Source organism: Candidatus Methylomirabilota bacterium (genome assembly GCA_035709005.1).
Lineage (GTDB): Bacteria > Methylomirabilota > Methylomirabilia > Rokubacteriales > CSP1-6 > 40CM-4-69-5.
In genome coordinates, this window is record DASTFB010000058.1 from 1 (window position 1) to 13,297 (window position 13,297).

10 protein-coding genes are annotated in these 13,297 nt (G+C 71.8%); all 10 read left to right on the forward strand.

The window, feature by feature from the left end:
* The first annotated feature begins 40 nt into the window (after window positions 1-40).
* Entirely contained in the window at window positions 41-2,806 is a 2,766-nt protein-coding gene (locus VFR64_08960; GenBank protein HET9489866.1) for a 2-oxoglutarate dehydrogenase E1 component, read from the forward strand.
* Window positions 2,807-2,816: 10 nt separating this feature from the next.
* Window positions 2,817-3,980 carry a 2-oxo acid dehydrogenase subunit E2 gene (locus VFR64_08965; protein HET9489867.1) on the forward strand — a complete coding sequence of 388 codons (1,164 nt, stop codon included), beginning with the start codon at window positions 2,817-2,819 and terminating at the stop codon, window positions 3,978-3,980.
* 40 nt (window positions 3,981-4,020) lie between these two features.
* The gene (locus VFR64_08970) at window positions 4,021-5,274 is read left to right on the forward strand and encodes an aminotransferase class III-fold pyridoxal phosphate-dependent enzyme (protein ID HET9489868.1); all 1,254 of its coding nucleotides are present in this window, start codon (window positions 4,021-4,023) and stop codon (window positions 5,272-5,274) included.
* Window positions 5,271-6,674, forward strand: a complete 1,404-nt coding sequence (locus VFR64_08975; protein ID HET9489869.1) for an alkaline phosphatase D family protein — start codon at window positions 5,271-5,273, stop codon at window positions 6,672-6,674. The genes VFR64_08970 and VFR64_08975 overlap by 4 nt, the downstream gene beginning before the upstream one ends.
* 383 nt (window positions 6,675-7,057) lie before the next feature.
* A complete protein-coding gene (locus VFR64_08980) occupies window positions 7,058-8,158 on the forward strand; it encodes a hypothetical protein (GenBank protein HET9489870.1) in 1,101 nt (366 codons plus the stop codon).
* Window positions 8,159-8,165: 7 nt separating this feature from the next.
* Window positions 8,166-9,512, forward strand: coding sequence for a UbiD family decarboxylase (locus tag VFR64_08985; protein HET9489871.1), 1,347 nt, complete (start codon window positions 8,166-8,168; stop codon window positions 9,510-9,512).
* The gene (locus VFR64_08990) at window positions 9,509-9,697 is read left to right on the forward strand and encodes a hypothetical protein (GenBank protein HET9489872.1); all 189 of its coding nucleotides are present in this window, start codon (window positions 9,509-9,511) and stop codon (window positions 9,695-9,697) included. The genes VFR64_08985 and VFR64_08990 overlap by 4 nt, the downstream gene beginning before the upstream one ends.
* Before the next feature lie 54 nt (window positions 9,698-9,751).
* Entirely contained in the window at window positions 9,752-11,314 is a 1,563-nt protein-coding gene (locus VFR64_08995; protein ID HET9489873.1) for a DHA2 family efflux MFS transporter permease subunit, read from the forward strand.
* A 52-nt stretch (window positions 11,315-11,366) separates the two neighbouring features.
* Window positions 11,367-12,410, forward strand: coding sequence for an MBL fold metallo-hydrolase (locus VFR64_09000; protein HET9489874.1), 1,044 nt, complete (start codon window positions 11,367-11,369; stop codon window positions 12,408-12,410).
* Window positions 12,411-12,422: 12 nt separating this feature from the next.
* A partial coding sequence (locus tag VFR64_09005; protein ID HET9489875.1) for a (Fe-S)-binding protein occupies window positions 12,423-13,297 on the forward strand: 875 nt, incomplete at its 3' end.

A 13,297-nucleotide genomic window follows, 5' to 3' on the forward strand; every position in this document is an offset into this window, starting at 1 on the left:
CGTGTGCCTGGCCAGTGAAGCGGGCAGAGGCTCGCCCGGCTTGGTAATCTCTCGGTACGAGAAGGAGCTGCCCGGCATGGTATCGCTGGACGATCTCGCCCGCATGAACATGGAGTACGTGGAGTCGCTCTACCGCGACTACCGACGTGACCCGGCCTCCGTCGACGAACAGTGGGCCCGCGTCTTCTCGGGCTACGACATGGGCCGGGACGCGACGACGCCGGGGCGCGAGCCCGGCCGGCGCGCCGAGGACGGCATCGGCGACCTGGTGCGGGACCTCGTCCACTCCTACCGGGAGCTGGGACATCTCGTGGCCGATCTGGACCCGCTGGGCCAGAGCCCGCGGCACCATCCGCTGCTCACGCTGGACGAGCTGGGCGTGGGCGCGGATCTGGACCGGGTCGTCGACTGGGCGCCGTTCCGCGGCGGTGAGCGCGGCCCGATCCGGGAGCTCCTCGCCGCGCTCGCCGAGACTTATGGCCAGACGCTCGGGGTCGAGTACATGGGGATCTCGGACCGGCAGCGCCGCGCCTGGCTGCAGGCCCGGATGGAGCCGCGCCGCAACCGGCCGGAGCTCGCGGCCGAGGACCGGCGCAGGCTGTTCGAGCAGCTCCTGGGCGCGGAGATGTTCGAGCACTTCCTGCAGGCGCGCTATCCGGGGCAGCAGCGCTTCTCGCTGGAAGGCGGCGAGTCGCTCATCTCGCTGCTGGACGAGCTGGGCGAGGAGGCGGCGCGGCGGGGCGTGGCCGAGATGGTGCTCGGGATGCCCCATCGGGGCCGCGTCAACGTGCTCGCGCACGTCCTGAACAAGCCCTACGAGATGCTTTTCGTCGAGTTCGAAGGCGCGCCCCTGCCCGAGGACGTCCAGGGCGACGGCGACGTCAAGTACCACCTGGGGTACTCGCACGACCGCCGGACGCGGCGAGGGCGGCCGATCCACCTCTCGCTGAGCCCGAACCCCAGCCACCTCGAGGCGGTGAACCCCGTCGTCGAGGGCATCGTGCGCGCGAAGCAGGGATATCACGGCGACGCCGAGCGCCGGCGCGTGGTGCCCGTGCTGCTCCACGGGGACGCCGCCTTCACGGGCCAGGGGATCGTGTACGAGACGCTCGCACTGTCGACGCTGCCCGCTTTCACCACGGGCGGGACCGTGCACGTGATCATCGACAACCAGATCGGCTTCACGACGTCGCCGCCCGAGTATCTGTTCACGCGCTATCCATCCGATCCGGGCCACATGCTCCACGCGCCGGTGTTCCACGTGAACGCCGATGACCCCGAAGCCGGCGTGCAGGCGGCCCGCCTGGCCATCAACTACCGACAGCAATTCCGGAGTGACGTCTTCATCCACTTCGTCTGCTATCGACGTCACGGCCACAACGAGCTGGACGACCCGACGCTCACCCAACCCGTCGTCTACGAGCAGATCCGCAATCACCCGTCCGTGGTCGAGCTGTACCGCAAGCGGCTGGCCGAGCGCGGCGAGCTCGACGAGACCGAGCTGCGCCGGCTTCGCGAGCGGCGCCGGTCCCGGCTGGACACCGCGCTGCAGACGGCCCGACGCGACAAGCCGCGCCAGCAGATCTTCGCCTTCGGCGGCGTGTGGAGCGGGCTGGGGTGGGCCGGCGACGACTGGAGCGCCGACACGCGCGTCGACCGGACGGCCCTCCTGCACATCGCGGACGCCCTGTGCCGTTTGCCCGAGGACTTCACCCCGCATCCGCGCGTCAAGAAGCTCTTCGAGGAGCGGCGGGAGCGTATCCAGGGCGGCGCGGGCATCGACTGGGCCACCGCCGAGCTCCTGGCGTTCGGCAGCCTGCTGCAGGCCGGGATTCCCGTCCGGCTGTCCGGCCAGGACTCCGTCCGGGGCACCTTCACGCAGCGCCACGCCGCCGTCTTCGACGCCCGGGACGGGCGTCAGCACGTGCCCCTCAACCACATCGCGCCCGGCCAGGCAGCCTTCGAGGCGGTGAACAGCGCCCTCAGCGAAGCGGGCGTGCTGGGATTCGAGTACGGGATGGCCACCGCCGACCCCCGTCGCCTGGTCGTGTGGGAGGCGCAGTTCGGCGACTTCATCAACAGCGCCCAGGTCGTGGTGGACCAGTTCATCGTGAGCGCCGAGTCGAAGTGGCAGCGGATGAACGGCCTCGTGCTGCTCCTGCCGCACGGCTACGAGGGGCAGGGACCCGAGCACTCCAGCGCGCGGCTCGAACGATTCCTGCAGCTGGCGGCCGAGCGCAACATCCAGGTCGTGTACCCCACGACCCCGGCCCAGATCTTCCACGCGCTGCGACGCCAGATGCTGCGGCCGTTCCGCAAGCCGTTGATCGTGATGTCACCGAAAAGCCTCCTGCGTCACCCGCGGGCGGTCTCCACGCTCGACGAGCTGGCCACGGGCTCGTTTCGTCTGGTGCTGGATGACGATGCGGCCCGCGATGCCGCCGGTGTCCGGCGCCTGGTGCTCTGCTCGGGCAAGCTCTTCTACGCGCTCGACGCCGCGCGGGCCGCCCGGCCGGACGGCGGTTCGGCCATCGTCCGCGTCGAGCAGCTGTACCCCTATCCGGCCGGCGAGCTCGAGAGCGTGATTCGCCGCTACGCTGCGGCAACCGATGTCGTCTGGGCCCAGGAAGAGCCGGCCAACCAGGGCCCGTGGCGATTCGTCCAGCCGCTCCTCACCGAGGCGCTGGGTCCCCAGCGACGGCTCGCGTATGTCGGCCGGGACGAGGCGGCCAGCCCGGCGACGGGGAACTACCTGGTCCACCAGGACGGAGAGGCCGCGATCGTCGAGCGGGCGCTCGGAAAGTGAGGGCCGCAGCGTGATCGATGTCACGATTCCTCCGCTGGGCGAGTCCGTGACCGAGGCGGTCCTCGCCCGATGGCTCAAGCAAGACGGCGAGCACGTCCGGGCCGACGAGCCGATCCTGGAAATCGAGACCGAGAAGGCGGCGATGGAGATCGTGGCGGAGGCCAGCGGCCGGCTCACGATCCTGCAGCCGGCCGGCGCCCGCGTCACGGCGGGCGCCGTGGTGGCGCAGATCGCCGAGGCCGCAGCCGCTCCGGCGCCCTCTCGGCCGGCCGAGCGAACTCCGCCCCCCGCGCCGGCCCCGCCGCCCGTCGAGACCCAGCCCTCGATGGCGGCAGCCCGCCCAGACGCCGAGGCGCGGGCGGAGGCGCCGACTGCGGCTCCCGCGGCGCCGGTGGCGCGCCCGGCGCCGCCGCCACCGCCCCGCGGACCGGCCGGCGACGGCGGGCGCGACGGCGAGCCGGCCCGGCCCGTCGAGGCGGAGATCGAGCGCGTGCCCATGACCGAGATCCGCCGGACCATCGCCACGCGGCTGGTCGAGGCGCAGCGGCAGGCGGCCATCCTCACCACCTTCAACGAGGTGGACCTCGGCGAGCTGCAGGCGGTCCGGGCGCGCTACCGCGAACGGTTCCGGGCCAAGCACGGCGTCGACCTCGGCCTGATGTCCCTCTTCATCCGGGCCACCGTGCTCGCCCTGCGGGAGTTCCGGGTCCTCAACGCCCGGATCGAGGGGACCGATATCCTCCATCATCGCCGCGTGCACATGGGCGTGGCGGTGGCCACGCCCCGCGGCCTGGTGGTGCCGGTCATCCGGAACGCCGACACGCTGACCGTCGCCGAGCTGGAGCGGGCCGTCGGCGATCTCGCGGAGCGGGCGCGCCAGGCGAAGATCAAGCCGGACGACCTCACGGGCGGCACCTTCAGCATCACCAACGGCGGGGTGTTCGGCTCGCTCTTGTCCACGCCGCTGCTCAATCCGCCCCAATCCGGAATCCTGGGAATGCACAAGATCCAGGAGCGACCGGTCGCCGCCGGCGGTCAGGTGGTCGTTCGCCCCATGATGTACGTCGCGCTCTCGTACGACCACCGGCTCGTCGACGGCGAGCAGGCGGTGCGCTTTCTCGTCCGGGTGAAGGAGCAGCTCGAGGACCCGGCTCGAATGCTGCTCGACGTGTGACCGGCTTGGTGCGAACCTTCCACATCGGAGGCGAGCGATGATCCCCGGCCTGGCTCCCGTTCTTCCCAATTTCACTGACCTCGTGGCGGCGCGGGGTCAGGGCGCGTTTCTCTACGACACCGGCGGCCGTCGCTACCTCGATTTCACCTCCGGGATCGGCGTGACCAATACGGGGCACTGTCACCCGCGGGTAGTCGAGGCGATCCGGGAGCAGGCGGGCCGGCTGCTGCATGCGCAGATCAACGTGGTCTTCCAGGAGCCGATGATTGCCTTGATCGGCGAGCTGCGGCGCGTCGTCCCCGAAGGGCTCGACACGTTCTTCTTCGCCAACGGCGGCGCGGAGGCGGTGGAGGCCAGCGTCAAGCTCGCTCGCCGGGCGACGGGGCGCCCCAACGTCATCGTCTTCCAGGGGGGCTTCCACGGCCGGACGCTGGGCGCGGTCAGCCTCACGACCTCGAAACGCATAGTCCGGGCCGGCTACCAGCCGCTCATGGCGGGCGTGGTCCCGGCCCCCTTTCCATATGCCTACCGCTATGGCTGGGCCCCCGACGCCACGCTGGCCTGGTGCCTGCGCGAGCTGCGCCACCTGCTGGAGACCCAGACGGCACCCGAAGACACGGCCGCCATGCTCGTCGAGCCCGTCCTCGGCGAGGGCGGGTACGTCGTGCCGCCGGCCGGCTTTCTGCCCGCCCTCCGCGAGATCTGCGACGAGCACGGCATCCTGCTCATCACCGATGAGGTGCAGACAGGGTTCGGTCGTACGGGACGGTTCTTCGCCGTCGAGCATTCGGACACGCGCCCCGACATCCTGATCATGGCGAAAGCCATGGCTTCCGGCCTGCCCTTGAGCGCCATCGCCGCCCGGGCGGACCTCATGGCCCGGTGGCCGGCCGGCTCGCACGGCACGACATTCGGCGGCAACGTGCTGTCCTGCGCCGCCGCGGTGGCCACGATCGGCGTGCTCCGGGACGAGAAGCTCATCGAGCACGCGGCGAGCATGGGCGAGCGCCTCATGGAGCGGCTGCAGAGCGTGCAACACGACCACCCGGCGATCGGAGACCTCCGCGGCCTCGGCCTCATGGTTGGGATCGAATTCCGGGATGTCGCTGGCGCCTCGGCCGGCGAGCTGGTCAAGCGCGTGCAGCGCACGTGCCTCGAGCGAGGCCTTCTCCTGCTCACCTGTGGATATCGAGAGCACGTGATCCGGTGGTTGCCCCCGCTCGTGGCCACGGGGGACGAGATCGACGAGGCGGTCGAGATCTTCACCGACGCGCTGCGCCGCGTGCGTTCGTGAGGATCTGGCCGGCGCTTACCGCCATCGCCGTGGGACTCTTGTCCCTCGGCGCATCCGGCGCCTGGTCACCAGCGTCGGCGCCGCTGGTCGCCGTGGGCGACGTGACCGACACCGCCGCCGTCCTGTGGGCTCGCGGGCCTACGGCCGGGCCGCTGAGGCTCGAGCTCACCACCGCCGAGCCGGCGTGGCGGCGCAGTCTGGTCATCGAGCCGTGGCCCGGGCGCGACCTCACGGCGCGCGTGAGGCTCGACGCCCTGACCCCCGGCACCCGTTACGACTATCGGCTCCACGCCGGCGCCGCCGCCGTCACCGGGCACTTCGTCACCGCGCCGGCGCCGGATCGCCCGGCGCCGCTCCGGCTGTTGTGGAGCGGGGACCTGGGGGCCCGAGGCTTCTGCCGGCCCACCGAGGGCGGGTACGCCGTCTTCGACACGATGGCCTCGCGGCGGCCGGAGCGCTTCCTCTTCCTGGGCGACACGATCTACGCCGATCATCGATGCGCGGGCGACGGGATCGTGCCCGGGGGCGACTTCGTGGCGCGGACGCTGGCCGAGTTCCACGCCAAGCATCGGTACGCCCGGCAGGACCCGGCCATGCAACGCTTCCTCACCGGCACCGCGGTCTGGGCCACCTGGGACGACCACGATGTGCGGAACAACTTCGCCGGTCCCGAGGAGGAGCTGATGGCGGTCGGCCGGCAGGCGTTTGTCGACTACTGGCCCATCGATACGCCGGCCGGCGAGCCGCGCCGCCTCTATCGGCGGTTCCGTCACGGCTCGCTCGCGGAGATCTTCATCCTGGACACGCGGCAGTATCGGAGCGGGAACTGCCGGCGCGACGGCCCTGACAAGACGATGCTGGGCGAGCGCCAGCGCCGCTGGCTGACGGAGGGGTTGGCCACGTCGAGCGCCCTCTGGAAACTCGTCGCCTCCAGCGTGCCCGTGTCCATCACGAAGGGCTGGCCGTGCGGCGACTCGTGGGCCGCCGCCGACCTGCTCGTGCTCACCACCGGCTTCGCGGACGAGCGCGACGCGATCCTGCACGACCTCCGCGACCGCGGCGTCGCGAACGTCGTATTCCTGGTGGCCGACGTGCACTTCGCCCTGGTCGCCGCCCACGAGCCCTGGTCCGGCTTCCGCTTCTACGAGCTGATCGCCGGCCCGCTGGCGGCGCGGCCCAAGCGCTCGCGGACGCCGGATGGCGACCTCGGCTCTCGCGTCCTCTTCGCCGCCGGCGGCAGGGCGACGTTCGGCGAGGTCGAGATCGAGCCGCACGCGCTCACGGTGCGGATCTTCGACGGCGCTGGCTCGTTACTGTGGGACCGCCGCCTGATTCCCGCCGCGACGCCGACGCCGCGCCCGGCCGGCACCTCGGGGGCGGGCGAAGGGAGCCGGCTATGACCCGCCGTCCGCCCCCTCCGCCGCAGCCGCCGCCACCCCCGCAGCCGCCCCGGCCGCCCGATCCGCCGTCGCCGCCGCCACCGCCCGGTCCGCCGACCCCGCCACCCCCGGCGCCGCCGCCGCCCGTCGCCTGAACGGTCCCGCGGCGCGGCGTCCCGATCGAAGTCCCGCTCCACGAGCCGAGCGGTTATCATGCAGCCATGGCTCGTCCCAGTGCTGACACACGCCGCCGCCGGGCGCGTCGTCGAACGGCCGCGGCAGCCTCCAGGCTGCCGGCGCCGACTGCTGCGCCCGACATTCCGGAGTCGATAGAGCCGGAGCGTATTGCCGAGCCCTCCGCCCCCGGGCCGATCCCGGCTGCGCCCAGCATCGCCGCGCCCACCGTGGCCGAGCCGGGGAGCGCCGAGCCCACCGTGCCCGCCGCGGCCGTGAGCGAGCCCACGGCGCCTGCGGAGCCTGAGGTCCCGTCGGGCGTCCCAGAGCTGCAGGTCCCCCTGGCGACGCCGGAGCCGGCGTTCGCCGCGCGGGTAACGCCGCCCCCGCCCCCGCCGCCGCTGCCCTCGACGCGCCGGGCCGTCTTCTTCGACGTCGAGAACACGAGCCGGGCCGAGCACGTCGGTCAGATGCTCGAGCATCTCGCCATCGATCGCGTCGGCTGCCGCACCGAGTTCGTCGCCGTCGGCAACTGGCGCGTCATCGGCCCGGACACCGGGCGTCTGCTCGCCCACCACGGCGCCCAGCTCGTGCACAGCGCGCCCTCCACCGGCGTCCGCGACTGGAGCGACCTGCGGATCGCGGTGAGCGCAGGGGTCTGGATGGCCGGGGCTCGTCCCGGTGACATGCTGGAGATCGTCTCCGAGGACCGGGCGTTCGACGCCGTGGGCGACGTGGCCGTGTCGCTGGGCATCGCCTTCCGCCGGATCTCGTACCGGGCGCTCACGGGCGCCCCGGCGGTGGCGGAGGCCAAGACGCAGTCAGCGGCCGAACGCTCACGCCGCGGCCGCGGCCGACGCCCTGGGCATCGGGAGCCCGCTGCCCACCACGCACCGGCGCACGGCCGGCCCGCGACCCCGGCCGCGGTCCCCGAGGGCGAGGCGGGAGCGCACACGGCGCCGCACGACGAGGTCGTGGAGCTGGTGCGGGAGCTGGCCCGGCGTTCCCCCAGCGGGAGCGTGCTGATCGACACCGTGGCCAATGCCCTCAAGACGCGCGGGTTCAGCCGCCCGCCGGGCTCGCCGAGGCTCATCACGCGGCTCAGGCGGATGCGCGACCTGTCGGTCAGCCCGACCGGGATGATCTCGCTGGCTGAGCCATCGACGGATGGCCGTCAACCGCAGGCATTCGAGGCACCGGCCACCGTCGAGCCCACCGCCGCGTCGGCCGAGGCCGGCGCGCCTCAAGCGCAGAAACGGCGGCGCCGCTCCCGCCGTGGCGGGCGGCGACGTCGGCGAGGCCCCGCCTCCGCCCCGGCCCCTGGCAGCTGAGCCGGTAATGCGCGAATCGTTCCGCGAGACGCTGGCCCGCCTCGACGCCGACGGCATGATGCTCAGGATCGCCAAGGACGTCGATGCCCGCCACCTCTCTGCGCTGGTGGTGAAGGCCGACCGTCCGGTGCTGTTCGAGCGCGTGCGCGGCTTCGACGTCCGCGTGGCCGGGGGCCTGTTCTGGAACCGGCAGCGCCTGGCTGCCGCGCTGGGCTGGGCGGAGAACGAGCTCGGCACGCGCTTCGCCGCCGGCCTGCGCCGGATGATGGACCCCGTCATGGTCGAGGCGGGGCCCGCCCAGGAGGTGGTCCAGACCGGTCGGGCAGTCGACCTGACCGAACTGCCGATCCCGCTGCTCGCCGAGAAGGACGGCGGTCCCTACATCAGCGCCGGGGTCGTGATGGCCAGGAGTCCCGACCGCGGGCTCAATGCCGGCGTGTACCGGCTCATGTATCGCTGCCGCGACGAGACGGGCATCGACCTGGTGACGGTGTCGGACCTGCGCCGGCTCTACGAGCGCTGCCTGGCGGAAGGCCGGCCTCTGCCCATCACGGTCTCGCTCGGGGTCCACCCGCTGGAGATCCTGAGCGCCGCCTACAAGGCGCCGCCCGGGGTGAGCGAGATGGCCATCGCCGGAGGCCTGCACGGCGCGCCGGTCCCTCTGCTCGCCGCCAGGACCGTCGACGTGCCGGTCATCGCCGACGCCGAGATCGTGCTGGAGGGCCAGCTGCTGCCGATCGGCTGGAGCGAGGACGAGGGCCCCTTCGGGGAATTCGCCGGCATGTACGGAGACCTCAAGAGCAACCCGGTGTTCAAGGTCACGGCCGTCACGCGGCGGCGCGAGCCGGTCTTCCACCTGCTGCAGATGCCGTGGGAGAACGCCTGGCTGGGGGCGGCCGCTACCGAGGCCCAGGTCTGGAACGTCCTCAAAACGGCGGGGGTGGACGTGGTACAGGTCGCGGTCACCGAAGGCAGCGCCTGCCGCTGGTCGGTGATGGCGTCGATCCGCAAGCGGGCCGGCGGCGGCAAGAACGCGCTCATGGCGATCCTGGCCCTGCCCGACACCAAGCACGCGCTGGTCGTGGACGAGGACGTCGACATCCTGGATCCGGTCCAGGTGGAGTGGGCGCGGACGTTCCGCGTTCAGGCCGACAAGGACGTCATCATCTTCAGCGGTGCCCAGGCCAAGCACGTCGATCCCAGCGTGCGCCCCTGGGAGCTCGCCCAGGGGCAGCTTCCCATGACGGCCAAGATGGGCATCGACGCCACGATCCCCGAGGGCATCCCGCCCGTGTACTACGAGCGGATCAAGCACGCCTGGGTCGACGAGGTGAAGCTCGAGGACTATCGATGACGGGCGAGGCCGTGGTGGCGCGGATGACCGAGCTGTTGCGGGCCCGGCCGCGCACCTTCTACGAGCTCCTGCGCGAGCTGGACGAGGTGGAGTACCGGACGATCCTGCAGGCCTGGGGGACCCTCCGCGAGGGCAAGGCGCTGGGCCGGGACGACCACGGCCGCTACCTGATCCGCACGGAGTAGACGACGCCTCCCGCCGCCCCGAGCGAGAGCGCGCTCTCGCCGTTCCGCAAGTGGATGACGACCGTCACCGTGATGCTCATCACGGTGATGCAGATCCTCGACACCAGCGTGATCAACGTGGCGCTGCCCCACATGCAGGGGGCGCTGTCGGCCGGCGTGGAGGAGATGGCCTGGGTTCTCACCTCCTACATCGCGGCCAACGCCATCATCATCCCGGCGACCGGGTGGCTGACCACGTTGCTCGGGCGCAAGCGCTTCTTCCTGATCTGCACGACGCTGTTCACCGTCAGCTCGCTCCTGTCCGGCCTGGCCCCGAATCTCGAGTTCCTGGTCCTCATGCGCGCCATCCAGGGGCTGGGCGGCGGCCCCATCATTCCCATGGCGCAGGCGCTCATGTGGGAGATCTTTCCGCTGCGGCAGCGCGGCATGGCCATGGCCGTCTGGGGCACGGGCGTCATGATGGGACCGATTCTGGGCCCGACCGTCGGCGGCTGGATCGTCGACGACTGGTCGTGGCGGTGGATCTTCTACATCAACCTGCCCGTCGGCGTCCTCGGCTTCATCATGGGGATCATCTTCCTGTTCGACTCGCCGCACACGCGCCGGCCGGGCCGGGTGGACGTCATCGGGCTCGTCCTGATGCTGATCGGCTTCGGCTGCCTGCAGCTCGTGCTCGACTGGGGTGAGCAGGAGGACTGGCTGGACTCCGACCTCATCGTCGCCCTGGGACTGGTGGCGCTGGTCGCCATCTTCGCCTTCGTGGTGCGCGAGCTCACCACCGCGGAGCCCATCCTCGACCTGACCGTGTTCACCGGCCGCAATTTCGCCTTGGGCTCGCTGATCATCGCGCTGGCCGGCTTCACGTTTTACGGCAGCATGCTCCTTCTGGCCCTCTTCACCCAGAAACTGCTCGGCTACGATGCCTGGACTTCGGGGCTGGTGCTGGCCCCCGGGGGGTTCGGCAACATGATCTCGCTGGTCACCGCCGGCCGGCTCGTGGCGCGGGTCGACCAGCGTCTGCTCCTGGCCGGCGGCGCCGTGCTCAACGTGATCGCCCTGACGTGGATGGCCCACCTGAGCCTGGGCATGGATTACTGGAGCCTGGCCTGGCCGCGCTTCCTCCAGGGCCTCGGCATGGGGTTCGTGTTCGTGCCCTTGCAGACGCTGGCGCTGTCCACCGTCCGCCTCGATCGGCTCGGCAACGCCACCGCGGCCTATAACGTGGTCCGCAACGTGGGCGGCAGCATGGGCATCGCCATCATCACCACCCTGCTGGCCCGCCGCAGCCAGTACCACCAGGAGACGCTGGTGTCCAACATCGATCTGACGAGCGGGATGGCGGCGGCCCGGCTGGCCGAGTGGGCGGCGCACTTCGCCGCCCAGGGCTCGGACACCGTCACCGCGGGGCGGCAGGCGCTGGTCGCCCTCTACCGCGAAGCCGTGGACCAGGCTCAGCTCCTGGCCTTCGCCGACGACTTCCGCCTGCTGTCCTGGCTCTTCGTGCTGATCCTCTTCCTGCTGCCGCTCATGCGGCGGGTGCGGCTGGAGGACGCGGAGCGGAGGACGGCCGCGGAGGCGCCGGCGCGGGTGCAAGGCCTGCCCAGCCCGAAACAGTAGCCCGCTCGGCGGTCTCCGTGCGCGGCCGGAGCGGCTGTGATACCGTCCGCCCATGCCGTCCGGTCTCGTGGAGCTGGACGAGCTGCGATTGCTCGTCGTCGTGGACAACGAGACGGACACGCTGTCCAGCATCGCGGACGACGTGCCGCAGCTCAGCGAGCTGGCGCACCTCGTCTCGCGCCTGCCGGCCAGCCGGCACTACGAGGGACACCCCTGCAAGGTCGTCTTCGACCGCCTCTGCTGCGCCGGTCACGGCCTGTCGGTGCTGGTCACCGCCCGCCGCGCCGACCGGGAGCACACGTTGCTCTTTGACGTGGGGCCCTACGGCGACCTCTGGAAGAGCAACGCCGCCCGGCTCGGCATCGACCCGGCGAAGATCGAGGCCGTGTTCCTGTCGCACTGGCACGCCGACCACAGCGGCGCCTTGCCCGAGGTCGTCGCGGCCGTCGCCGAGGCGCGCAAACGTGCGGGCCTGCCGGCGCCCCTCGTGGATCTGCACCCCGACCGGCCGGACCAGCGTGGCGTGCTGCTTCCCAGCGGCACCATGATCATGCTCCCGGAGGAGCCCACCTTCGCCGCCATCGAAGCGGCGGGCGGGCGAATCGCGACGCACGCGGACGCCCACCTGCTGTGCGACGGCTTCCTGTTCGGAAGCGGGCTCATCGAGCGGGTCACGGATTACGAGACCGGGCTCGTCGGCCACCATACGTTCCGGGGCGACAAGGGAGAGGCCGACCCGCTGATCCTCGACGAGCGCTTCGTGGCGGCCCGCGTCCGTGGCCGCGGCGTCAGCCTGCTCTCGGCCTGCTCCCACGCCGGCGTGGTGAACGCCTGCCGCGGTGCCCAGACGGCCTTCGCCGACACCCCGATCGACGTGGTACTGGGCGGCTTCCACCTGAGCGGCAAGGCCATGGAGAGCCGCATCCCGGCCACGGTCGGCGATCTCGTCGAGCGAATCCGACCGCGGGTGGTCGCGCCCGGCCATTGCACCGGGTGGCGAGCCAAGACGGCCCTGGCCCAGGCCTTCGCCCCCGGCCGGTACGCGCCCAGCGTGGTCGGATCTCTGTACCTCCTGAAGCCTCCCGGCTCGGGGTAGAGTAAAGGGCGCATGGGCGAGCGTGAAGCGGCGTTCGTGGCCAGCCTCGACGCGCGGGTCGCGCAGATCCTAAAGAGTTGCTCGCGGTGCGGGCGCTGCGTCGAGGTCTGTCCCACTGTGGGGCCCGCCGGGATCGACGCCAGCGATCCCGGCGCCGTCGTCGCCGAAGTCCTCGACGTGCTGCGGGGCGACGGGGCGCCGGGCAGTCGCGGGTCCCGGTGGGCCGAGACGTGCACGGGCTCGGGCCGCTGCCTCACCGCCTGCAACGACGGCGTGAACCCGCGCTTCATGCTGGCCATGACCCGCGTGAAGCTCAACGAGCGCAAGACGGAGGCCGAGCGCCACGCCACGGGGCAGAAGGCCTTCCACGCGATGTCCCAGGGGGTCCGCGTGCTGTCGCGGCTGCAGCTGCCGCTGGCCTTCGTCAGCGACGTCACCCGCTCGGCGCAGGCCACCGAGCGCGTGCCCGCCGACGTCGTCATGTATTTGGGCTGCAACGTGCTCAAGACGCCGCACATCGCGCTGCTCTGCCTGGACGTCCTGGATCGGATCGGGACGCGCTACAAGGTCCTGGGCGGGCCGGCCAACTGCTGCGGGGTCATCCAGTTCCGCGCCGGCGACACGCGGAACGCCGGCCGGGTCGGAGGCAACACCGTCGCCGGGTTCGCCGCCACCGGCATCCCCCGGGTGCTGACGTGGTGCCCCACCTGCAACATCCAGCTGGGCGAGGTCGTCATGCCGTCCACGAACCCGGGCTTCGCCCTCGAGCACGTCGTGCCCTACATCGCCGACCGGCTCGACCGGCTGCGCCCGCACCTGGTGCGGCCGGTGCTCAGGCGGGTGGCGCTGCACGAGCATCCCGGCGTGGCCGGCGTCACCGAAGGCGT